We start from the raw sequence: 23,813 nt of genomic DNA on the forward strand, positions 1-23,813 counted from the left end.
GGCGGGCTTCCTGTTGAAGTTCCGGCGCTTACCGTCAACCGCGTCTGTGGCTCTGGGGCTCAGGCCGTCGCGAGCGCCGCCATGGAAATTTGGAGCGGTATGGCCGATTGTGCCATCGCCGGCGGCATGGAGAACATGGATCGTGCGCCCTATGTGCTTCCCCAAGGCCGCTGGGGCGCGCGTATGGGCGACGTCACTATGTATGACACCATGCTTCTCGATGGCCTAAATGATGCTTTCAGCGGCAAGCACTCCGGCTGGCACACCGAGGATTTAGTCAACCGCTACAGCATCTCCCGCGACGACCAGGACGACTGGGCACTGCGCTCCCAGCTGAATTTTTCCAAGGCCCAGGAGGCCGGCCACTTCGACGCAGAAATCGCCGCTGTGGAACTCACCAGCCGCAAAGGCACCACGATGTTCGCCCGTGATGAGCACAACCGTGGTGATACCACCGTGGAATCCTTAGCGAAGCTTAAACCCGCCTTTCGCAAAGATGGCACCATCACCGCCGGCAACGCCCCCGGCCTCAACAGCGGTGCCGCGGCAATGATCGTCGCCGACCGCGATTGGGCTGAAAAGCAGGGCCTCACCCCCATGGCTCGCTTGGTGGCTTTCGGCATTGGTGCCGTAGAGCCCGACTACTTCGGCATCGGCCCGGTGCCAGCGGTACAGCAAGCGCTTGAGCGCGCTGGATGGTCGGTGGGCGATCTGGACCGTGTAGAGATCAACGAGGCCTTCGCCGCTATTGCCTTGGCCTGCCAGCGAGAACTTGGCCTGCCCGAAGATATCGTCAACATGGAGGGAGGCGCCATTGCACACGGCCATCCTATCGGCGCTAGCGGTGCGGTGCTGACCACACGCTTGTTGCATGCCATGCAGCGCAACGGCGAACGTCGCGGCATCGTTACTCTGTGTATCGGCGGCGGTCAGGGCATCGCCCTGGCACTGGAAAGCCTATGACAGTTAAGCCACAGCGATATCCCTGTATCGAGACCGCCTGGCAGACCCACCGAGATGAGCTTCGTGGCTTTCTGCTCAAACACAGCGGTGATCGCGATGACGTCGACGATCTCCTTCAAGGTATCTATATCAAGGCACTGACTCACCGCACCCGCTTTTGCGAGTTAGACTCACCTCGAGCTTGGCTTTTCCGTGTAGCCCGACATCAATGGATCGATGACCAGCGCCGCGCAAGGCGCTGGACAGGCGAGGAGCCACCCGAGATTGCCGAGGAACTGCAGAAGACCTCACCGCTGGAGAGCCTCGCTGACTGCATCTACCGTGCGCTGCCCGACTGCTCCCCGGAAGATGCCGACATTATCCAGCAGTGTGACCTGGAGGGTACGCGGCAGGCCGACTATGCAACACGTCACGGCCTGGGCCTGCCTGCCACTAAGGCGCGGCTGCGCAGGGCACGGCAGCGGCTGCGTGAGCGACTGATTGAGCAATGCGACATCATCTTTGATCAGCAAGGACGCGTCTGCTGCCATGGCGCTCTACGAAAATAGGCAACGTTTTTCGCATCAAATTTGCATCCTTTTGCCTCCTGCTCCGTCTTCTTATGTGACAACGTCTTTCACACAGGGAGCTAATTGAAATGTTGGAGGTCTTTACTTGGCTGGCCGATTGGCTGGTCTACGGGGTGGCAGGCCTGAACCCCGAGAGCAAGCTCGGCACCTCACTACACTTTTTCGTCGAGGACACCACCAAAATATTCGCACTTCTAGTGGTGATGATTTACGTGATTGCCCTGGTGCGCGCCTCGATGAACCTGGAGCGGGTGCGTCACTACATTCAGCAGAAGAATCGTATGGCAGGCTACGGCCTGGGCGCCGGTTTTGGTGCCATCACGCCCTTCTGTTCCTGCTCAAGCATCCCCCTATTTCTGGGCTTTACCAGTGCCGGGATTCCGCTGGGTATCACCATGGCGTTCTTGTTTACCTCGCCGATCATCAACGAGGTGGCGGTGATCATGCTATGGAGCCTGCTCGGCTGGGAATTCACCCTGGTCTATGTGGTCATCGGCATGGGGGTGGGTATCGGTGGAGGCATGATCCTCGATGCCCTCAAAGGCGAGCGCTGGTTGAAGGATTTCGCTGCCAAGGCCTATCAACAAGCCGCTGTGGCACCCCTAAGTGACGAGCCCGCCCCCGAGACTCCCTCTCTCACCATGAGGGACCGCCACGAGTTTGCCTGGAACGAACTCAAGGAAATCGTCGAGCGGATCTGGAAATGGGTCATCATTGGCGTCGGCCTAGGTGCCATCCTTCATGGCTTTGTCCCAGATGATTGGTTCAGTAACAACCTGGGTAGCGGCCAGTGGTGGAATGTCCCGGCAGCTGTATTGGCGGGCCTGCCGCTTTACTCCAACGCTACCGGCGTCATTCCCATCATGGAAAGCTTGATCACTAAGGGATTGCCCGTGGGTACGACCTTGGCCTTCTGTATGAGCACCGTTGCGGCGAGCTTTCCTGAATTTATCATGCTCAAACAGGTCATGCTGTGGCGCTTACTGGCCACCATTTTCATCATTCTACTCATCAACTTCATGTTGGTGGGTTGGATAATTAATCTGCTGGCACCCTGGTTATTCAGCAGCTTATAAACCCAAGAGGACATCACATGAAAAAGATCGAAGTATTAGGCACAGGCTGCAAAAAGTGCACCGTCACCGCGGAGCAAATTACCGCGATTGCCAAAGAGCTGGGCACCGATGTAGAGGTGACTAAAGTCACTGACCCGCAAGTCATTATGCGTTATCAGGTCATGTCGACCCCAGCCGTTGCGGTCAACGGCCAACTTGCCCACAGCGGAGGCATCCCGAATCGCGAAAAAATCGAAGCACTACTCAAAGCCTAAACGCTCGGTGCCTAGATTTCTTTCTGGCTCCCAGCTTACTTGGTAAACTGGGAGCTCTTGTTTAACAGGCGTCTGTATGCCAGAAATAATCGCAGTTTCTGACGCAGCCAAAGCGTTTATCAAGCAACAAGGTGGCGTAGTGACCGTGCGTTTATCACCCCGCCACGGCTGCTGCGGGGGTCTCGCCAACGTTGCTGTCGCCGAGGCGATCTCTCCCAAAGACCCTTCGCTTTACCAGCGCCATCGTGATGAAGATATCACCCTATTTATTGCCCAAGAGCTTGCCGACCAAGGGCTGCGCGTTGACGTTGAAGGGTTCTGGAAGTTGCGTCATTTGTATGTGGATAGCGTATTGAAGTAGCTATCGTTCCCGCACATACAGGTACAAATAGGATCACCGAGCCTAACCTATTGCATCAAGGTAATACGCACGCCCCCCACTACAGCCACTACTACAACTACTACAGTGGCTAATCTTCTTTCTCCGCAGCGATTACCATCGCATTCAAGTCGTCCCAAACACCGGGGGCTGAAGCGATGATGTGGTCGCCCTTCGCCAGAGGCCAATGCTGGCAAAAAGGCGCGGTTAGGCCGCCCGCTTCACGTATCAATAGCAGGCCAGCCAAGCAATCCCAGGGCATAATGTGATTTTCGTAGTAACCGCCTAATCGCCCTGCTGCAACGCTGGCCAGCATAAGAGCACCTGAGCCGTTGCGGTAGAACATGCCACCGCCTGCTAGCAAGGCTTGAATGACGTTTACCGAATGCTGGGTCGGCCCCCGCTGGCTTACGCCAACGCCAATCAAGCTGTTCTGAATGGTGTGAGCGTTATTAAGGTTCAACCGCTCACCATTTAAAAAGGCGCCTTGGTTTAGACTGCCGGTGAAGGTCTCTTTATAGAGCGGCACCTGTATAACACCCACCACGGTGGTGTCATCAAGCATTACCGCGATGGAGACACACCAGTGATGTAAGCCCGCCAGAAACAAACTGGTACCGTCAATCGGGTCGATAACCCAGGTAAACCCCGATGTGCCGACCGTTTCAGGTCGTTCCTCGCCGATAATACCGTCTTCGGGGAAGGCCGTTTGAATATGCTGGCGGATTAGATCTTCTACATCTCTGTCAGCTTGAGAAACGGCATCCTGCGCGCTCATTTTGGTTTCGACCACCAGCTCTGACTGGCGATAGAAATAGTCGGTCGCCAGTTCGCCGCCGCTGATGGCGACCGAGCGGGCAATGGCTAAGCGAGCGTCAATAGCAGAGGCGTCAGTGCTTGAATGATTATGAGACACGGGTTAAATCCTTTTCATTAATAACTAACGAGACGTGCTGCTTTAATCCCAACCGCGGCTCGGCGATGGGGCGGGAAACCAAAAGTTCAGTAAAGTTGGTCGCAATCACGTACTCCATACGGCTGCCCAGGTAAGTCGCACTAACGATCTCACCACTAATTGAACCAGGCTTGGCACTGCCACCAAGAACGATACGCTCCGGGCGAATGGAGACACGGGCGTTACCTGCTTCCCCCGGAATGGCCAAGTTTAAATTGCCGGCACTAAAACAACCGGCTGCTACTTTGCCATCTACCAGGTTGGCGTCCCCGATAAAGTCGGCAACAAAGGGGGAATTGGGGCGGTCGTATAAATCTTCTGGCGTGCCTATCTGGGCAATGCGCCCCGCGTTCATTACCACGATCCGATCCGATACCGCTAACGCCTCCTCTTGATCGTGGGTGACGTAGATGGCCGTTAGCCCAAAACGCTGCTGCAGTTCGCGAATTTCGGCGCGCACCTTGCGTCGCAATTTGGCGTCAACATTGGACAGTGGCTCATCGAACAGCATGACCTCTGGCTGCTGGGCAATGGCCCGCGCCACGGCCACCCGCTGCTGCTGGCCGCCGGAAAGCTCTGAAGGTAATCGACGGCTAAGATTGGGCAGCCCAAGTAGTTCGAGAATTTCCAGCGCGCGGGCATGGGCTTTGTGTTTGGACTCACCGCGAATAACGGGGCCATAGGCGACGTTATCGAGAACCGACATATGTGGAAATAACGCATACGACTGGAACACCATGCCCACATTGCGCTCCGATGCCGGGCGGCGGCTTACATCACGGCCATGAATCAACATCTGACCAGCAGTGGGCAGTTCCAGGCCCGCCACCAAGCGTAAACTGGTGGTCTTGCCACAGCCAGAAGGGCCTAGAAAGGTCACCAGTTCGCCACGGCGAATGGATAGGTTGATCTGATCCACCGCCGTCACGTCGTTGTACTTCTTAACCACATCAATAAATTCTATGGCGATATCAGCCATGGTTTCTCCCTTTAAACCGGGTTAATTGACACTGACGGCTTCTGATAGCTGAGGCTTAGCATTATCTGGCACGCGTCGCCCAAGGCGTCGCTTGCCAATCAGCGCGCTGAAAATGACGATAGCTGCGATCATGACCAGCATAAGAACGGCAGAATAGGTAATTGCCAGCGCGTATTCACCGTTTTCCACGCGCCCCATAATGTAAGCCGTGGCCATATTGTGGCGTGCGCTAACCAAGAAAATAACCGCTGACACCGCCGTCATGGCGGTGACGAAGGAGTACACCATGGCTGTGAACATCGCCGGTTTCACCAACGGCAAAACAATTCGCCGCAGGGTAGTAAACCCACCGGCACCTAGCGTCTGGCTAGCCTCTTCCATTGAACGGTCGATTTGAGATAGTGCCGCAATACCCGCGCGCATTCCCACGGGCATATTGCGGAACATAAAGCAGATCACCAGTATCACCATAGTGCCGGTGATATCCACCGGTGGCACGTTAAACGCCGCCACGTAAGAGACTCCAACGACCGTGCCTGGAATCGCAAAGCTGAGCATGGTGCCAAATTCAAACTGACGCTTACCGGCAAAATTTTGTCGGGCGATCAACCAGGCAGTGATAATCCCAATGGCCGTTGTCAGTGGCGCAGCCAGGGCTGATACCAACAAAGTGGTTTTAAGCGAACTCCAGGCCGAGCCATAAAACTCAATGCCGTTGCCACCCATCTCAACCGAAAATGCCGTGCCTAGATGGCGTAACGTCGGAGTGAGATCCCAGCGGCCAATATCATTTACAAAACCACCCAATAAAACAATGGCGTAGACGGCGAGAGTAAACAGCACAAAAAGCCCCACGATACTGTAAGACACCGCTTGCAAAGGCTTTGGAAGCGGTGCTGCCAAGCCAGCATCTGACTTGCCGGTCACCGTGACATAGCTTTTTTTGCCTAGCCAGCGCGCCTGAATCCAGAACGCCCCCAGCGTGAGTGCCAGTAAAATGATCGACAGCGTAGCGGCATTGCCCAGGTCATAGCGCGCCCCAACAACAGCAAAAAAGATCTTGGTCGATAGCACCTCATAGCCCCCGCCGAGTACCAATGGGTTGCCAAAGTCAGCCAGACTCTCGATGAAGGCAAGTAAAAAGGCAGCGGCCAGCCCTGGCCGTAGTAGCGGCAAGGTAATGCTTTGGAAGGTGCGCAGCGGGCCTGCGCCCAACGTATGGGAGGCTTCTTCAAGCGAGGGGTTAATCGCCTCTAAGGTGCCGAGCAGTACCAAAAAGGTGACGGGCGTGAAGGCCAGCGTTTGTGCCATCAATATGCCGGGCAACCCGTATAGCCAGCGTGACGGCGTCACTCCAAACAGCTCTGCGCCCCAGCCGGTTACCAGCCCAGAGCGCCCAAACAAGACGATCAACGCCACCCCAACGACAAAGGGCGGCGTTATAATCGGCAGTATAGAAATAGCACGCAGCGTTTTTGTAAAGCGAAACCCGGTGCGCGCCACCAGCATCGCCAGTGCCAGGCCAAGCAGGGTAGACAATGTTGCCGACATTATCCCCAGCACGACAGAGTTGATCACCACACCACAGCTGCCACCCTCTGATGATATACAATTCAACCGCCATAGTTCTGGGGCGATTAACCGGGCCCCAAAAGCCTGCAGGGCCAGGCCGCCCTCTGGGTTCGTAAAGGCGGTGGTGGCAAGTTTTATAATGGGGAAAAACACGAACAAACCGAGCAGCGCTACGACAAATACCACCGCGGCGGCTGCAAACCGGTCTCCTTTACAGAAACCGCTATCCGCCAGTTCATTGGCCAACAGCCCTAACAGGGCAATCGCCGTCAGAAAGCCGCCCCATCCCAAACCCGTTTGGCCTGTCGAGGCACCCGGGAAAAGGCCTGCAACACTCGTGAATAGCGGGCCGTTCAAGCCGATAAGCGATACTTGAAGCAGTAAACTGAGCAACCCGAAAGCCAGCAGCAGTAACGTCATAATTTGGCGCTTTAGCGCAGATCGTTGTTGCCATACCACGAGCAAAACTATAGGCAACACAATCACTGGCAATAACCACAAGCGGCCTGCCATGGCATGAAAAAAAGCTGACTCCCAAAGAGCCGAAATGCCGTCAGGGGGCACTTTGTACCAGGGCAATAGAAATACAGCGACACTAAGCAATAAAAGCCAGCTTGCGCTGGCTTTATGCCCAAGACCATGAGCTTTCATAAACTCTCCGCTAAGATACGCCAACTAGCGCGACAAACTAATTTGAAAAGTTAGCGTGCCAGAGAGCCAATTTCCTGATCCCAGCGTTCCAGCAAGCGGGTACGCTCTTCACTTGACCCGTACAATGCAAAGTCATAGTCAATCAAAGCGATATCGGCCAGGCGCGGAGCTTGAGGGGGCGTTTCAGCATTAACGTTAGAGGGCACCTGGAAGGAGTTTGCCTGAACGGCCAACGCCTGCGCATCTGCCGAGAGTGCCCAATCGTACCAAATACGTGCGTTTTCGCTGTTGGGGCCGCCCTCGATAATGCTCATGGAGCCTATCTCATAGCCTGTGCCTTCGCAGGGCGCTACGGTTTTAATCGGTGAGCCTTGAACCGCTTGGGCGACCGCATCGTGCATAAAGACGATACCAATGGCCGTCTCCCCAGTACCCGCTGCACGGATGGGAGCACTACCTGACTGAGTGTACTGGCTGACATTATTATTAAGTTCGCGCAAATAGTCGAAGGCTTCATCTTCTCCGAATAGCTGCACGAGTGTTGCCAGCAAGGTGTAGGCCGTTCCCGAGGAATTGGGGTTAGCCACCTGGATATCATCCTCATAGCGACTGTCCAGCAGGTCAGACCAACACGCTGGCGCATCGTCGCTAATCAGATCAGTGTTATAACCAAAACCCAATCCACCCGCATAAATACCCACTGTATGATAATCAGACGCCTCCGCCTGACTCACTGCCCAGTCTTGCAATTCTGTCAACATGGGGGATTGGTAAGCGGTTGTTAAACCTTCTTGAGCCGCCTGTAGATGAGGGTCACCGGTACCCCCCCACCAAATATCACCGCGGGGCTGGCCAAGTTCTGCACGGATCTGTGCATAGGTTTCACCAGAAGAGCGGCGTGTCATCAGAACGTTGATGCCGGTCTCACGCTGAAAGGCTTCTGCCATCACGCGGCACCAGTTTTCATCCACGGAGCAATAGAGTACCAATTCACCGGATTCGGCTTGTGCATTCATTGTCGGTAATACGCATAGCGCGGCTGCGAATCCAACTGCTTTTTTAGTGATGTTCACCTTAGCTCTCCCCTGGTAAAGAAAGACTAACGTAAAGCGCTAAGATGAACAGACGATGACGACGAGATGGCAGTTGTATGTAACCCTCTGACGATCAGGTACAAACCCAGGAGATACGTCGACCATGGGGATATGAGGCTCTTCCTGAAAGATTGTCAGCTGTGGAGTGAGGAACGCTCTACCTTCCAGAAGGTCAAGCATTCCGTTGATAGTTCTCCGGGAAGAAATGCCGCTCAATTAACTCAATGAGAATATGTAGTACCTTAATATGCAGCTCTTGAACTCGATCAGCAAAACTGCCCGCCGGGGTGTAGATGTAAACATCACTTAAGGCTTCAAGCTCTGGGTTACGTCTACCTGACAAAATAATAACATTCAAATTTAGTGACTTAGCAGCACTAGCAGCTACCAATACATTCTTGCTCGTTCCGCTAGTACTAAGCGCCAATAAGCAGTCGCCCTCACGACCATGCGCCTCAATGTACCGAGAAAATACATACTCATAGCCAAGGTCGTTACCAACACAGCTTATATGCCCAGGGTCACTGATGGCAGCAGCGGCAAGCGCAGCGCGGTCTTGACGGTAACGACCTGTCAGCTCTTCAGCAAAGTGCATAGCATCACACATTGAGCCTCCGTTACCACATGAATAGACACGTCCTTTGCGTTCAAAAGTTTCTATTAATAAGTCAGCTGCACGCTGAATACTGGCAAGCGCATTTTGATTTTGAAGTAAGCTACCGAGAGCTGTAGAAGCTTCATGCAGGCTAGTTTTTATATGATAAATTGACATTTATATCCAAATAGTTTCGACGTTAATTTTCGCTTAAAAATTATTAACGTAAAATCCGAAAAAAAGAAAATTATACATCGGAAGTTTTTACAGTTTTATTTCACTGTTCAAAGAATCTTATCTGATAACCCTGTTTGGTTGGATAAAAACCTGCGGCCTCATAAAACCCATGTGTCGCTGGATCTTTCGAACCTGTCATTAATGCTACTTTATAACAGCCAGTTTCTTTTGAGTGACTTACGGCGTACCCAAGAAGAGCCTTTCCTACTCCTTTATTTCTATAATCCTTTGAGACAATTACATTTTCTATAATCGCGAATGAACGACCAGACCAACTGAGATTGGCACAACAGTTTACCGTACAAGTGCCAATCATTTTATCTAAGGTAAAAACACCAATGACGCATCCACCACATTGAAATATTGTATTATAAATTTCATCTACTTCACCATCGCTAGGCCATGGAGATCGTGGCCTGTCATATTCATCAATTAAGTTTAGAACCTTATCAATTTCATTTCTTTCGACTTGCCTAATTTTCATTGTTCGCCCCTACATAGCATATGTTTAATATCAAATAGTATCTAATCATATCCAGAATCTAGAATTTGTGGACATTTTCATGGGTCAATGTCGTCTTTTATTTTTTAATTCACTTCCATGGGTTCTTAGAACACTAAAGCGAGGGGTTATTGACGTCTCGCTTACGCCCTCGCTGGTGACCGCTTAACTTCGGAGCAAAGCAGAAGGAGAAACGTTTGGGTATTCCAAATAAATAGCGACTAACACCGCAGCGGATAAAAACGGGCACAGCTGGTTAGGTTGCGCCACAACAATCGACATACGGCGTTACAAAATTTGCAAAGCGAACGCCCCTTCCCTGCATTTTTCGCCTTGTCTGGCACTCATTGAGGAAATAACGCGATGCAACGTCAACAGACACTCTAAGCCTGACGTTTATCTAGAAGTGGGGATGCTATCCGTTTCTTGCGCGCCTGTCAGAGCAGAACTAGACTCAGATCGGGCTATCATATTTGAATAGCCATATATAATTATTCCCCGCCTCTGGCTTCTCAACAACAATAAAGGAGTGCTAAACAATGACACAATTGAGTCGCCGTAACTTCCTAAAATTAACCGGCAGCAGTGCAGCACTGGGTACCCTTTCGCTAGCCCCTGTTACACACGCACAGCAAGGTGGCCCCTTGCTTCCCGCTGGTAGCACCGCACTGCCTTATCCCAGGGAACTGGTAACAAAGTTGAGCGAGTTGGTCATCAATCAACCGCTTTATTTTAACTACCCCGACAACCGCTCGCCATGCGTGGTGATCCGCAGAGGCCGAGAGATCAAAAGCGGGGCTGGACCAGACAAAGATGTCGTGGCTTACAGCACCCAGTGCACACACATGGGCTGCCCAGTGAGTTATGACCAAGAGGCAGAGGCCTTCAAGTGTCCTTGCCACTACAGCATTTTCGACCCAGATAACACTGGCCAGATGGTGATTGGGCAAGCTACTGAGAATTTGCCCCGAATCATTCTAGAGTATGACGATGCCGAAGACGCCCTGATGGCGGTTTCGATCGATGGCCTGATCTATGGCCGTCAGGCCAATATCATCTGAGGCGGGAGAACAACAATGACGCAATTTAAAGATCGTATTCCTCTGCCCCCGGGGGATGCCCAGAAAACCAACATGACCTGTCACTTCTGCATCGTCGGCTGTGGGTACCACGTCTACAAATGGCCTGCTAACCAGGAAGGTGGCAGAGATGCCAGCCAGAATGCGCTGGGGCTCGACTTCAATCAGCAGCTACCTCCCATGCAACTCACCATGACCCCCGCCATGGTTAATCAGATACAAGACCATGATGGCCGCGCATACAGCATCATGATCGTTCCTGACAAGGAGTGCCGCGTCAATAAAGGGCTATCTTCAACGCGTGGCGGCCAGATGGCCAGTGTGATGTACTCGGAAGGAACCCCAATCAGCGAGCGCCGCCTCAAGTATCCCATGATTTATAGCGGAGACGACTGGTCAGAAACCAATTGGGAACATGCAATAGCTCTATATGCTGGCCTAACCCAGCGTATACTCGATAATGATGGGCCGGATCAGCTGTTCTTCAACCTCTTTGATCATGGCGGCGCTGGCGGTGGTTTTGAAAACACATGGGCTACTGGCAAGCTAATTTTTGATGGCATACAGTCAAAAATGGTGCGCATTCACAACCGCCCCGCCTATAACTCGGAATGCCACGCCAGTCGCGACATGGGTGTTGGTGAACTCAATAACAGTTACGAGGATGCGGAGGTGGCTGATGTCATCTTCTCCATCGGCGGAAATTCGTACGAGACCCAGTCAAACTGGTTCCTGGCTCACTGGGAGCCGAACTTAAGGGGGACAAACATCGCCAAAAAGCGGGAATGGTTTCCTGGCGAGTCAGTAGGCAAAGGAAAAGTGATTCTGGTTGACCCGCGACGCACGCCCACTGTAGCAATCTGTGAAACGATTGCCGGGAAGGAGAATGTTCTACACTTAGCGATCCAGCCAGGCACTGACACTGCCCTGTTCAATGGGCTGCTGACGTATGTGGTCGATCAGGACTGGCATGATCAGGCCTTTATCACGGAGCATACTATCGGCTTCGAGGAAATGCTGGCAGCCAATCGGATGGAGCTGGATGAGTGTAGTCGCATTACCGGCGTGAGTCGGGCCGATATCATTAAAGCCGCTGAGTGGGCCTATAAACCCAAGGCCAATGGCCACGCCCCACGCACCATGCATGCCTACGAAAAAGGCGTGATTTGGGGTAACGACAACTATCGAATTCAGTCCTCTATCGTCAATCTTGCGGTGGCCACCCATAATGTCGGGCAGCGTGGCACCGGCGTGGTTCGTATGGGGGGGCACCAAGAAGGCTATGTGCGCCCGCCTTACCCTGGCGGACGCCCTGCTCCCTATATTGATCAGGAATTGATTAATGGCAACGGTATGATGCTAACGGTCTGGGCCTGTAATGCCTTTCAAACCACCATCAATGCCGAGACTTACCGTCAGGTAATCAAGCGCCGTGCTGCTATCGTCAATCAGGCGATGGCTAAGGCAATTGGCTCCAACATTGATGAGTTAATCGACATTGCCTATGACGCCGTAAAAAATAAGGGCGGCCTGTTTATTGTTGATATCGACCTTTATCGCACTAAGTTCGCCGAATTTTCACACTTAGTGCTTCCAGCTACTCATCCCGGCGAGATGAACCTGACCTCCATGAACGGAGAGCGGCGGCTTCGTCTCTCCGAGCGATTCATGGACCCTCCCGGCATCGCTAAGCCAGACTGTTTGATTGCCGCCGATATGGCTAATGCTCTTAAGCAACGCTACGAGTCGGCAGGCGATACAACGATGGCCGAGCGTTTCGTTGGGTTTGACTGGACGACCGAAGAGGATGCCTTCAACGACGGCTTCCGCATGGCTCATGAAAAAGAAATCGACAGCCAAGGTGGGCCAACAGGGCACCTAGCCACCTATGAAAGGCTACGAGTCGCTGGTAATAATGGTGTCCAACTTCCCATCAAGGAGTATCGGGACGGCAAACTCATTGGCACCGAGATGCTCTACACCGACAACAAGTTCGATACCGATGACGGCAAGGCACATTTTCAGCCATCGCCCTGGAACGGTTTCCCCGAGGTGATTGAGCGCCAGAAGGAGCAGTACGACTTCTGGATCAACAACGGGCGAACCAACCAGATATGGCAGTCTGCCTACCACGACCAGCACCTGGCCTTCCGCAAGGGCCGCTACCCCATGGCGCCGATCGAGATCCACCCCCAAGATGCCGAGGCTCTGGGTATCGCCAACGGCGATATTGTCGAGGTCTACAACGACTACGGCGCAACCACTGCCATGGCTTACCTGGAACCCGACCTGGAGCGGGGGCAGGTCTTTATGATGTTTGGTTATCCTAACGGGGTGCAGGGTGATGTTATTAGCGAATGGACGGATCGCAACCATATTCCTTACTACAAAGGAGCCTGGGCCAACCTTCGTCGGATCGGAGCGAATCCGGCCTATCTTCGGGATGTGTCCTTTAAGCGTCGACGCTATTCATGAGGCCTCTACGCTTTCGAAGACGAAGGCCGGTGGCGTACCCATAATTGCCTGGGCGAAACAGGTGAACTTCTGGGGCGCCCTGGCCATGGCGCTCACAGCCGGTGTTGGCGCGCTGCGCGGAGTGGTTGCGGGTTGATCCGCTGATATTAAAGCTTCTGCTCGCTCACCAGCACCAGGTCCACCTCGTGCACCAGGGCGACTACTTCCCAATCAGGTTAACCTCCCGCTCGGCTTCCGGATGGCCCACGTAATCAAACAGCTGATACTGGCGGCCGGTGATGTCAGCAAACTGCGCCATAACGGCTTCCAAGCGTTCGGGAAACGCCTGATAGAACGGGTTGGTCGCTTCCAGAGACTGGAAAAAGGCATCCGGGTTCTAGGAATTGCCCCGGACCACCGGCCGGTCCGGGATCATGCGGCGGTAGCGGTGTGTCTCCACCCTTTCGTGAGGCATCAGCGCCTGCAAGTCCTCATCACTCAACGCGACGATCTTGTCAATTTCATGGGACGTACGGAAGCCGTCGAAGAAGTGCATCACCGGCACCCGGCTTTCCAGCGACACGGCGTGGCCAATAGCGGCCAGATCCTGGGCTCCCTGCACTGAGCCGGAGGCTAGTAGCGCAAAACCTGTGCCCCGAGCGCTCATCACATCGGAGTGGTCACAGAAGGTAGACCAGGCATGGGTGGCCACACTGCGGGCAGCAACATGCATGCAAAAAGGAGAGATTTCACCGGCAATCTTGAACAGGTTGGGCAACATCAGCAACAGCCCCCTGAGAGGCCGTAAAGGTGGTGACCAGAGACCCTGCCTGCAGCGCGCCATGCACTGCACCGGCGGCACCAGTTTCAGACTGCATTCCCACCACACTGGGCACCTGGCCCCAGAGGTTAAATTTGCCTAAAGCGGCCCAATCATCTGCATATTCACCCATCACCGACGCTGGGGTGATCAGGTAAATAGTAATGGTTTCACTCAGGTGGTACGCCACCGCGGCCACGGCTTCATTGCCATCCAGAGTTTTGAATGCAATTGCCAAAACTCCTTGTCGAAACCTTCAAACTGTTTTGAGTTTAGGCGGGGCTTCTAACAGCCGCAAGCAGTCGGACAGTTGGCCGCATAAGCCTCACTCTCTGGCTGCAACACTGTGTGACAGATTCCAAAACGTTCGTGCAGCATCTCTGTCGCCAGCGTCAGCAGTTGGTCATTGCCGATGTCACCTCCGGCCATGACCAGGTGGGCGGTGATGGCGTTGTCACTCGTGCTCATGGCCCAAACGTGGAGATCGTGAACGGACACCACCCCGGGCAATTCCAGCAGCGCCGTTTGTACTTCCTCCAAATTAATTTCCTCCGGAACGCCGTCAAACAACAGGTGCAGCGATCGCCGGAACAGCGACCAAGTACCAACCACAACCACCAGTGCGATCACTAGGCTCATGACTGGATCAATCCAACCCCAACCTTGCCAAAGATAAAGAGCACCAGCGATCACTACACCCAGGGACACCAGGGCATCGGCTGCCATATGCAGAAAGGCCCCTCGTATATTGAGATCGCCTTTGCTGCCCGCCAGGAACAGCCAAGCGGTCACCGAGTTGATCACCACGCCGATCCCGGCCACCACCATCACGGTGCCCGCTGCCACCGGCGACGGCGTCTGCAAACGCTCAATTGCCTCCCACGCCAGGTAACCCATAGCGATCAGCAGGACCACAGCATTCACAAAACTGGCCAGGATGGAGCCTTTTCGCCAGCCATAGCTGTGGCGCATATTAGGGTGCAGTTGCGCCGCACCAAAGGCGGACCAGGCCAGCAGCAAGCCCCCCACATCACTCAGGTTGTGAGCCGCGTCCGCCAGCAAAGCCAGGGAGCCGGTTTTCCAGCCATAAAAGGCTTCGATTACCACAAATGCCAGGTTCAGCGTTACCCCGATGGCAAACGCCCGGCCAAAATTGCGGGGAGCATGATCGTGGTCGTGTGCCATCAGTTCTTTTTCCTTGTGGGTAAACAGGTTCGCGCGACAATTCTGCCTGCCTCAATGGCTAGCAGCTCGCCCTCAGCCAAAGGCCGCCAGGGCTTGTCATTCAAGGGTACGGTGGATATCAATGCGACATGCTGACCGGGCGCAAAACTGCTGGCAACGTTTTGGTCCAGTAACTCCGGAGATTGCTCGCTGCCGCAGGAGAGCAGATACAATGCCGGCGCTTCAATTTTGCCGGTGGCGGGCTGAAACCTGCGGTCTGCGTAAACAAACAGGGTCTGGGAGTCTGCATAGAGAAAATTGGCCGGACCCAGCTCGCGCAATTCGCCGAAAAGCACAGCAAGGTTCGCCAATCGCTCGTCGACCGGTGGCAGGGTTTTGTAATCACCTTCCTGGGCAGCAAGGGTTTCCAGTAATAGGCAGAACGCGGCCTCTGAGTCGGTATCGCCCACCGGATGGTAGCGCCTGCGATCACTTTCATACTGACTCCGGATACCCGTTAGATTGCCATTATGTGCAAATAGCCGCATTCGGCCATTCAACTCACGCACATAGGGCCCGGTATTGGCCAGCTCAATCGAACCCTGGGTGGCATGGCGAATGTACGCCATGGACAGTGTTGCTTCAGGGCCATGGGCCTCAAGCCAAGGGACAAGTGGGCTCTGGTCCGCAGCGGACGTATCCCGGTACAACGCAATGTCCGCTCCCTGATAGAAGGCTGCGCCCCAACCGTCATGGTTGCGGCTGACAGCCTTCTGAGCACGAGCGGCTAATCCCGTCAGTGAGGTAGTCAGCCTGGCCGGGTAGCGGCAGGAGAGCGCAATAAGTTCACACATTTGCAGACCTTCGGAGGTTTGGATACCCGTAGACCGGCGCAAAACCGCCGCCAAGGGTGCGGAGGAAGCCAGTACCGCGGCGTCTTCCAGAAGAGCGGTGCATAGTACTTTGTGTGCTGGCCGGTCCAGCAAAAAAATCCGTCAGCCGGTTGTAAACCATATCGATAGCAAGCTTGCCGTGCCACAGCCGACCGTCTCACAACATTTGGCCGAGCAGAAAGTCGTCAAGTTCTGCCTGCTGGGCGTACCAAGTTTCCAATAAACAATCGAACTTCATACCTTGCATCATAACCACTCAAGGCGCCTGAAAAACCAGATCAGCCCTGCGGTGATAGCAAAACTTGCAGCACAAAACAAGATAGCTAGCTGGCTGAAAGCGTAATCCTAACCATAAAAAAGGAAAATTTATGATCTCAAAAATAGTTGAGTGTTGGTGATTTGGGGCGGCCAGGCAGATCTTGCCACCGGTTATTTTTCTGCGGCGTTATAAATTAGATTATCTTATTCTGGATCGGGAACCAGCACCAGGCGAAGCCTGGCGCCATAGCTGGGATTCTCTGCAGTTGTTCTCGCCCTCACAATGGAGCTCTTTGCTTGGCTGGCAAATGCCAGTAACAGAGAATAGCGAGTGGTCGTAGCGGAATGAAGTGATCGACTATCTGGGGCAGTACCAGAAGCGATATGACATATCCGTTGAGCGGCCGGTGAAGGTCAAGTCAGTCATAGAGAATTCCGATGGCCTGACGGTTGAAACCGACAAGAGCACTGGAGTGGTCAACCAGTTTGTGACACCCCAGTTCGACGGAGTTCCGGATGGTATTGATATGAAAACAATAAATCAAACCCTGTTGGCGCTTCCCGGCGTGGTTGGCGTCCACGACCTACACGTCTGGGCGATGAGTACCTCATACAATGCACTCACCGTTCACCTCGTCATCGACAATAACCTACACAACTACGATGCCTACTTGAATAAGCCACCAAGATACTGCATGACCGTTTTGAGATACGCCATTGCGTTCTGCAACAAGAATCCAAGGTGTACGCCGCAAGCTGGCCCATGAGTGAATAGTGCTAATCCTCAACCAACCAGCAGTACACGGCCGTCATTATCAGCGCTGAATATCATCACGTGTCTTGATGGCAAGCCATAGCGAAAGACGATGGTGAATCTCAGTAAAGGCCTGCTCATAAGCATTCCAGCACTCAATCAGACGCGGGTCGCGTATATCCCAATACAGATACTCGTCACTTGACTCCTGCCAATCTCGACATATTTGATGAGCTTTATCACACAGAACGATCACCGCTGCAAAATGCTCGCCAGTAAAATCATTTAATGACTTACTAGCCAGTTCTTGCGTAGCAATCCCTTGCCGTTCTAGCACTGCCAAGGTGAGTGCATGGGGTTCATCTGGCTCGCTGCCTGCACTGTAGGCCTCAAAGCGGTCTCCAGCCAAATGGCGAAGTAACGCCTCACCCATCAGCGAGCGAGCAGAATTAGCATTACAAAGAAAAAGCACGCGCTGTTTCAGCATGGGAAGTAGCTCCTGACAACATCTGTAATATCAGATATGGTGCCGCTGAATAGTATCTACGTCACATCATGCTGGCTACACATACATGCCCGACAGTTAGCTTAATATTGGGGAAATTCGACAGTGCGCCAAGTGTTGTATGCTAGGCGGAGTTTAAATTCTAAATAGCTCGCAAGCGAAATTGCCACAACACCGGTTAACTTCCCTATGAGCGGCATCTTGACACATAAGCTTGGCGTCCTTTGTATCTCCCCTTACGCTTAGCGCATACCCATTATAATAAGGTAGTTACATGCACCCGCTTCACGCTTCGCTGCATAATGAACTTCATGCAAGACCCTCCATTTATTTTGATGGCCCTGCAATCCTTCATCACTTTGCTTTTTTACAGGAAAGTGTTCAGCGTTCCGCACTTCTTAACCAACTCGCTGAAGCAGCGGACATCAGGATGGAAACGTCAGCCGCTCAGCAAATAGTAGACTGCCAGCACCTCACACTAAAATGGGAACAGCATACCGAATTTTTTACCTTAACGGTGATGCAACACATAGACGCTGACACCCCTCAGTGGCCATCACCACCAACGCTGTTAAAGCCGCTTCTCGAAGAAAATGCCCAAGCCATCGTTAGCGCCACTCTTCTGCGTATAGAGTCCGCTCACCAGTGGGCAGGTAGTGTTGAAGACTATGGGTTTGATCACCCCACGGGGTCACGCGTTGCTGGCAACGATGCGACAATATGGAGCGATTTTCAGCTTAACGAGAACCATATCAACCGTTTGCTGCTAGTGAATAACAGCCTTGACCGTTACCGTTTGGGCCGCATGGCGCGACGTTTGTTCGATATTGAAACCTACCGCATGATGGCCATGCTGGGGCTTCCAGAAGCAAAGCATTTAAGCCACGAATTAGCCCAGTACGAACAACAGCTGACCACACTTTCCACTCAGCATGCCGAACAGCAACAAGCCGCTCCAGAACCATTATTCAAGTCGTTAACCGCTCTCTCAGCGCAGCTAGAACGTTGTGGCGCACAGACTCGCCAGCGTTTTAGCGCCACCGAAGCGTATGCGCGCATCGTGTTCACCCGTATAGAGGAGCTGCGTGAAGAGCGCCTAGGCGACTACCCTCGCCTAGGCACTTTTATATTGCGGCGCTTTCAACCTGCAGTGCGCTATTGCGCCGCAATGAGCCAACGTTTAGAAACACTTGCTGCGAGCGCAACGCGGCTTAATGATCTTCTACGTACACGGGCTCAGGTAGAAATTGAGGTGCAAAACTCCAAAATTCTCAACAGCCTGAACGAGCGCACCAGTAGCCAGCTAAAAATACAAAAGGCGGTAGAAGGACTGTCGATCATCGTGATCAGTTACTACCTTTTTAGCCTGTTCAAGCTCGGCCTGCAGAGTCTTAATGCATTAGGCGCTGAGATTTCCCCCCTCACCGCCGCTGCGGTAATCGCACCATTGAGTATAGGTATATTAAGTGCAATAGCTTGGCGCATTCAACGCGTAAAAAAACATTAAATTCACTGTTTTTTTCTCCCAACAAGGTTTGATATTATTATCAGTTTCGGTAAGGCGTTTGCCATCGGGATAATACTTAACGTGGCCTTTGTGATTATTGAGGCCTTCTAAACTGGAAGAGTAGCTCTCTAGCGCTTCTCGCTTCCGGCTAAATGCCCGGCACACCTGGGTAGAAGCGAGACTCAATTCTAGCTAGCTTCACCAAGGCCATCATAATTTGTATAAAACGCTGCATAGAAGTGCGTGATCGAGTCATCAACTACCAAACTGTTCGGTCAATGATCCTTGATATCGCCAGCCTTCAGGCACTCGTAATTCATGACTGTGACTATTTGCCAGACGGCATATAGCAACCTCTGGTGGTGTGCCACCAATACCAATATTTACTGTCTCGAATACCAGCCAGTCACATTGTGTGATGAGCCCACGCTTCTGGTCCGCGAAAGCAATATCTTCAAAATGCCCACCCCACGCAAACCCCAGGCCAAGCGAGGCTAGTTTTTCAGCCAACTGACGCACCTCCGCTGGCTCAATCAAGCTGATACTTACCAGTTCATCGTCTGAACTGACGTTGCACTTAGGCAAAGCCGCTTTAAAAGCCTCCCATCCCCCTGCGACCTTTTCATCTATTGCTGAACCTCGAACAAGAATCGCCGTTGCCTCGACCAATACCGCCATTGTTGCGTCTCCCACCAGACCTAAGACTTTATGCGGCTATATATAAAATTGACGCAGATCAAAATTCCACACATTACAGAATAAAGCTCGACTAACGTAGATGGCTGCAAACCTACATATATGCCAAAGTAAATATAACTTCACACACACTAGCAACCATAACAACAATATGTATCTTTCTGTGGTGGTCAATAACACGTATGAAATATTCAGAAGCCACGCACTTCAAGCAAACGACTAGCATCGGTTTCCGTAATACTGGTTTGGGCTGGCTATCTTCCCGCTGCTTGCAAACGCCGCCCCACCCGCTTGCCTGCGATAAATGTGTAAATGTCTGTCCTGTTAGCGCGATTGGTTTTCAAAATACTCAGAATGGTAGCGAAGTCAAACTTACTATTAGTGACGACTGCCATGGCTGCATGCAATGCGTACCTGCTTGCCCTTCCGAGGCCATTTTCAGTGCAGAGATAACCGCACTGACGTCTCAACAAAAAGTACATCAAACGCTAGATTTAACCTGCCATCGCGCCGCGACTCAAAAAGATGGCTGGCATCGCCTACACTGCCTGCGTTCACTTGGCGGGGATGTGTTAGCAGAGTTTGGCGCGAATGCTCTTCCCGAAAGTGTGATACTTCATATTCCTAATAGTTGCCACGGTTGTAATGCAGCGCCCATCGAGTCCAACGACGACTGGCTGGCAAACGCACACTTGATTTGTCACCTTGATAATGTTGCCGCACAACACGCCTACCGCCCACCGCACCGTTCACTCAATCGACGGGAGTTACTGTTTGGGAGGCCTGCAGAGAGTTTGCCCAACATTTCTTTTGATGATAAAGCGCCTAAAGCCAGACGCTTGCAACGTCAAGCAAGCGCAGCACAAACGCTCGGAACTCACGCAACACCCCGGTATTTGAACTTAGTACTCAATCACGATTCATGCCTAGCTCATGGCGTTTGCTCAAAAGTATGTCCAACGGATGCCTTGATTGACGATGGCAACGCGCTGACCTTTAACCCTTCTGCATGTGTGAGCTGTAGTCACTGCGTATCCGCCTGCCCAGAAAAAGCGCTAACAGCTTCCAGTGGCGGCAATGGCGAAATCGTGACTCTTCGACAATCTGAACATGCAACTTGCCACTCATGCGGACACCTATTTCAACAACGCATTACATCAAATAATGACAGCGCGATGTTGGCCTGCTCTGCGTGCCAACGTGAAGCCACGCTTATGCAGGAAAGCTTTCATGATCTTTTCCATTAATGATTACACGCTGCCAGCTACTCATCCTTAAGCACCGGTGGCTTTGCGACAAGGCTCGCACTAATACAGCGAGCCATACCCTGAGGGAGACTCCATGAAATTATTTGAAACGCTTATTAACCGGCGTCGATTCTTGCAATCGTCAGCTGCCGTGGGCGCTTCTGCCGGGGCCGTCGCCACTGGCATGACCGGGTTAAAAGGTTTCAGCACTGTAAGTGAAGCCCGTGCCCAAACTCCGCGAGGCGAAACAACCATTACCAAAAACGTTTGCGCGCAATGCCCCGCTCGGTGTGGAATCGACGTATATACGACCAATGGCCGCGTGCATGCCATGTATGGGGACACAGGTAATCCTATCGCGAATGGCAAGCTCTGCCCTAAAGGGCATTTGGGCAGCTATTTTCTTTACGACCCTGACCGTTTCAAAGGACCGATGAAGCGTACCAACCCAAATAAAGGCCGCGATGAAAACCCAGGTTTTGTACCAATCTCTTGGGATGAGGCATTAGACACTGTTGCTACACGCTTGAATGATCTTCGCCGTAGAGGAGAATCGCATCGCTTTTCAATGTTTTATGGGCGCGGATGGGGGGCTTCTGACGCTGGAATGCAAGGTGACTTTGGGAAGTTATACGGCACACCCAATGCGGCCATCGGACACTCATCCATGTGTGCGGATGGTTCTAAAAAAGCCAAGCACGCAACCGATGGTAATAAATCTTACAACTCCTACGATTACCGCAATACCAACTATTTGCTCATTATAGGGGCTAGCTTCCTCGAAGCTTTCCGCCCGTACAACAATGTTATGCAAATGTGGGGGGAAATGCGCAGTAAAAGCCCTAAAACGCGTGTTACCACAGTTGATGTACGCATGAGCCCCACCATGGCCGCTTCAGACCGTGCGCTTTATATCAAACCAGGCACCGACGGCGCGTTTGCCCTAGCCATTGCTCATGTCATTTTAAGCGAAGGGCTTTGGAATCGTGAGTTTGTCGGAGATTTCACGAATCCCAATATGCGATTTATTCCCGGGCGGCGTATTGCCGCTGACAGCTTCAATGAAAAATGGGTGCATGGCCTAGCTGACTGGTGGAATGAAGAATTAATTGAGCGCACTCCTGAATGGGCTGAAGAGATAACCGGCATTAAGGCGAGCGATATACGTAAAACCGCGATCGAATTTGGCTCAACGCGCCCTGCCGTCGCCCTTTTTGAACGCGGCGCTACCGGCCACTTCAACGGCACCTATAACGGCATGGCGATTCATAGCTTGAATGCGTTAGTGGGTTCGCTATTTGCTGAAGGCGGCTTGGGTTATCAGCAAGGGCCTTCCTATGGCGCGTTACCTGCTGACGCCAATAATTACCTTGATGATTATGCTCGCAACGGCGCATGGAAAGACCAGCCGCGCATCGACATGAAAGGCACTGATCGCTGGCCCATGGTCGACAACATGATGCAGGAGGTTGCGCCTAACCACCTGGCAGGCGATCCCTATAAAATCGACACGGCGATGTTTTTCTACACCAATCCCATCTGGTCGGCACCGAACCCAAAAGTGTGGGAAGAAGCACTCAAAGACGTTTTTATTATCGACACATCACCCTTTCCGGGTGAAACCGCCATGTATGCGGATATTGTGCTTCCAGATAGCACCTACCTGGAACGTCTGCAGGATATTCCCTCTTATCCCTTTGAAGGCTGGCCGATGGCAGCACTGCGCGTTCCTGCCGTTGAGCCAATTCATGATACCAAAATGTACGGCGACGTCATTATCGAGCTGGGTAAACGTATCGAGGGCCCTACCGCTGATTACTATCACGCGCTGGGTAATATCGAAAATGTGGTTCGTCACCTGGCCGCCGGTTTCGCAGATGACCCTGGCGACAACGGAGTTGATAGCTTTGAGAGCTGGAAAGAAAAAGGAGTCTGGTACAAGAAACCTTATAAATGGCGTCAGATCCGTGGCGAATTCTATGAGTGGGATGGCCGACGCTACAGCCGCCAGCTCAGTGAAGAGGAGGTTCAAGAACACCTTTTCAAGACAACCTCTGGAAAGTTTGAGGTGCGCTCAAGTTATCTAGAACAACACGCCGCTTATATTGAGCGCGAAATGGGCATTCCCAGAGAGCGTGCAGGACTTGTTCAGTGGGTTGAGCCAAGATACAGCGGCGGTGATGGTGATCTACATTTTATTACGCCAAAAACACCGCTCCATGCCGAAGGGCGTGGTGCCAATATTCCCCAACAAATGATGGTTCACCAACCGATTGTGGGTGGCCGCAATACCGTCTATCTAGAAGTCCACCCACAGACCGCAAAAGATCGCGGTATCCGCAACGGCGATCGTGTACGTATTACGTCCGATATCGGCAGTATCGAGGCGGAGTGCCGCTTTGTGGCCGCGCATCGACCAGACACCTTGGTACTTCCCTTTGAGTATGGCCATTGGGCACAAGGGCGCTGGGCAAAAAACCGAGGCCCAGGCAATTCCAGCGAAATTACAACGAATCAGTCAGACCCGATCTCCGGCCTAGCCAACTACTACACCGGCAAAGTAACGCTAGAGCGCGCCTGATAACAATAACTCTGACCGAATAGATTAGT

At 52.7% G+C, this 23,813-nt stretch carries 23 protein-coding genes; 11 read left to right on the forward strand and 12 right to left on the reverse strand.

All coding sequences use genetic code 11. The annotated features are described in order from the left end of the window. From KUC_RS10440 to KUC_RS10460, 5 genes are all read left to right on the forward strand, one after another. A partial coding sequence (locus KUC_RS10440) for a thiolase family protein (RefSeq protein ID WP_244264785.1) occupies positions 1-963 on the forward strand: 963 nt, incomplete at its 5' end. Further along, the gene (locus tag KUC_RS10445) at positions 960-1,511 is read left to right on the forward strand and encodes a sigma-70 family RNA polymerase sigma factor (protein ID WP_007113164.1); all 552 of its coding nucleotides are present in this window, start codon (positions 960-962) and stop codon (positions 1,509-1,511) included. The genes KUC_RS10440 and KUC_RS10445, both read left to right, overlap by 4 nt. Positions 1,512-1,600: 89 nt before the next feature. Beyond that, positions 1,601-2,608 carry a permease gene (locus KUC_RS10450; protein WP_007113165.1) on the forward strand — a complete coding sequence of 336 codons (1,008 nt, stop codon included), beginning with the start codon at positions 1,601-1,603 and terminating at the stop codon, positions 2,606-2,608. A 17-nt stretch (positions 2,609-2,625) separates the two neighbouring features. Continuing rightward, positions 2,626-2,862, forward strand: a complete 237-nt coding sequence (locus KUC_RS10455; protein ID WP_007113166.1) for a thioredoxin family protein — start codon at positions 2,626-2,628, stop codon at positions 2,860-2,862. A gap of 76 nt (positions 2,863-2,938) precedes the next feature. After that, a complete protein-coding gene (locus KUC_RS10460; RefSeq protein WP_007113167.1) occupies positions 2,939-3,223 on the forward strand; it encodes a CC/Se motif family (seleno)protein in 285 nt (94 codons plus the stop codon). 109 nt (positions 3,224-3,332) lie between these two features. Here KUC_RS10460 and KUC_RS10465 read toward each other — a convergent pair whose 3' ends face one another. The 6 genes from KUC_RS10465 to KUC_RS19360 all read right to left on the reverse strand — a co-directional run bounded on the left by KUC_RS10465 (position 3,333) and on the right by KUC_RS19360 (position 9,808). After that, positions 3,333-4,157: an inositol monophosphatase family protein gene (locus KUC_RS10465; protein ID WP_007113168.1), complete on the reverse strand. Its 825-nt coding sequence runs from the start codon at positions 4,155-4,157 to the stop codon at positions 3,333-3,335. Next, positions 4,147-5,175, reverse strand: a complete 1,029-nt coding sequence (locus KUC_RS10470) for an ABC transporter ATP-binding protein (protein ID WP_007113169.1) — start codon at positions 5,173-5,175, stop codon at positions 4,147-4,149. The genes KUC_RS10465 and KUC_RS10470 overlap by 11 nt, the downstream gene beginning before the upstream one ends. 21 nt (positions 5,176-5,196) lie before the next feature. Continuing rightward, entirely contained in the window at positions 5,197-7,398 is a 2,202-nt protein-coding gene (locus KUC_RS10475; RefSeq protein WP_007113170.1) for an ABC transporter permease, read from the reverse strand. Between the two features lie 50 nt (positions 7,399-7,448). Then, positions 7,449-8,471, reverse strand: a complete 1,023-nt coding sequence (locus KUC_RS10480; protein ID WP_040480654.1) for an ABC transporter substrate-binding protein — start codon at positions 8,469-8,471, stop codon at positions 7,449-7,451. A gap of 193 nt (positions 8,472-8,664) precedes the next feature. Then, complete coding sequence (locus tag KUC_RS10485) at positions 8,665-9,264, reverse strand: SIS domain-containing protein (RefSeq protein ID WP_007113172.1); 600 nt, start codon at positions 9,262-9,264, stop codon at positions 8,665-8,667. A gap of 100 nt (positions 9,265-9,364) precedes the next feature. Next, positions 9,365-9,808 carry a GNAT family N-acetyltransferase gene (locus tag KUC_RS19360; protein WP_083825772.1) on the reverse strand — a complete coding sequence of 148 codons (444 nt, stop codon included), beginning with the start codon at positions 9,806-9,808 and terminating at the stop codon, positions 9,365-9,367. A gap of 557 nt (positions 9,809-10,365) precedes the next feature. Here KUC_RS19360 and KUC_RS10490 point away from each other — a divergent pair. Continuing rightward, positions 10,366-10,887 carry an arsenate reductase (azurin) small subunit gene (locus KUC_RS10490; protein WP_007113173.1) on the forward strand — a complete coding sequence of 174 codons (522 nt, stop codon included), beginning with the start codon at positions 10,366-10,368 and terminating at the stop codon, positions 10,885-10,887. A gap of 15 nt (positions 10,888-10,902) precedes the next feature. Beyond that, positions 10,903-13,380, forward strand: coding sequence for an arsenate reductase (azurin) large subunit (locus tag KUC_RS10495; RefSeq protein WP_007113174.1), 2,478 nt, complete (start codon positions 10,903-10,905; stop codon positions 13,378-13,380). A 376-nt stretch (positions 13,381-13,756) separates the two neighbouring features. Here the strand turns inward: KUC_RS10495 and KUC_RS19800 are convergent, their stop codons facing one another. The 4 genes from KUC_RS19800 to KUC_RS10515 are packed head-to-tail and all read right to left on the reverse strand — an operon-like array spanning position 13,757 to position 16,197. Next, entirely contained in the window at positions 13,757-14,140 is a 384-nt protein-coding gene (locus KUC_RS19800; RefSeq protein ID WP_007113176.1) for a pyruvate-flavodoxin oxidoreductase, read from the reverse strand. Beyond that, entirely contained in the window at positions 14,109-14,417 is a 309-nt protein-coding gene (locus KUC_RS19805) for a pyruvate-flavodoxin oxidoreductase (RefSeq protein WP_007113177.1), read from the reverse strand. Before KUC_RS19805 ends, KUC_RS19800 begins: the two co-directional genes overlap by 32 nt. A 47-nt stretch (positions 14,418-14,464) precedes the next feature. Beyond that, a complete protein-coding gene (locus tag KUC_RS10510) occupies positions 14,465-15,364 on the reverse strand; it encodes a cation diffusion facilitator family transporter (protein ID WP_007113178.1) in 900 nt (299 codons plus the stop codon). After that, positions 15,364-16,197, reverse strand: a complete 834-nt coding sequence (locus KUC_RS10515; protein WP_007113179.1) for a class II glutamine amidotransferase — start codon at positions 16,195-16,197, stop codon at positions 15,364-15,366. Before KUC_RS10515 ends, KUC_RS10510 begins: the two co-directional genes overlap by 1 nt. Positions 16,198-16,844: 647 nt before the next feature. Here KUC_RS10515 and KUC_RS19810 point away from each other — a divergent pair. After that, positions 16,845-17,261: a cation transporter dimerization domain-containing protein gene (locus KUC_RS19810; protein ID WP_040480656.1), complete on the forward strand. Its 417-nt coding sequence runs from the start codon at positions 16,845-16,847 to the stop codon at positions 17,259-17,261. Positions 17,262-17,309: 48 nt separating this feature from the next. Here the strand turns inward: KUC_RS19810 and KUC_RS10525 are convergent, their stop codons facing one another. Then, positions 17,310-17,735, reverse strand: coding sequence for an arsenate reductase ArsC (locus tag KUC_RS10525; RefSeq protein WP_007113180.1), 426 nt, complete (start codon positions 17,733-17,735; stop codon positions 17,310-17,312). Positions 17,736-18,027: 292 nt separating this feature from the next. Between KUC_RS10525 and KUC_RS10530 the strand changes: the two genes are divergently transcribed. After that, the gene (locus KUC_RS10530; protein WP_007113181.1) at positions 18,028-19,260 is read left to right on the forward strand and encodes a DUF3422 domain-containing protein; all 1,233 of its coding nucleotides are present in this window, start codon (positions 18,028-18,030) and stop codon (positions 19,258-19,260) included. A 255-nt stretch (positions 19,261-19,515) separates the two neighbouring features. Here KUC_RS10530 and KUC_RS10535 read toward each other — a convergent pair whose 3' ends face one another. Next, positions 19,516-19,938: a hypothetical protein gene (locus KUC_RS10535; RefSeq protein ID WP_007113183.1), complete on the reverse strand. Its 423-nt coding sequence runs from the start codon at positions 19,936-19,938 to the stop codon at positions 19,516-19,518. Positions 19,939-20,138: 200 nt separating this feature from the next. Here KUC_RS10535 and KUC_RS19375 point away from each other — a divergent pair, with 200 nt between their 5' ends. Then, positions 20,139-21,203 (forward strand): 4Fe-4S dicluster domain-containing protein, encoded by a 1,065-nt coding sequence (locus KUC_RS19375; protein ID WP_007113184.1) that lies wholly within the window; start codon positions 20,139-20,141, stop codon positions 21,201-21,203. Between the two features lie 94 nt (positions 21,204-21,297). Beyond that, positions 21,298-23,784, forward strand: a complete 2,487-nt coding sequence (locus tag KUC_RS10540; RefSeq protein ID WP_040480658.1) for a molybdopterin-dependent oxidoreductase — start codon at positions 21,298-21,300, stop codon at positions 23,782-23,784. Positions 23,785-23,813 lie beyond the last annotated feature (29 nt).

It is taken from the genome of Vreelandella boliviensis LC1 (assembly GCF_000236035.1).
In the GTDB taxonomy this organism is placed as follows: Bacteria; Pseudomonadota; Gammaproteobacteria; order Pseudomonadales; family Halomonadaceae; genus Vreelandella; species Vreelandella boliviensis.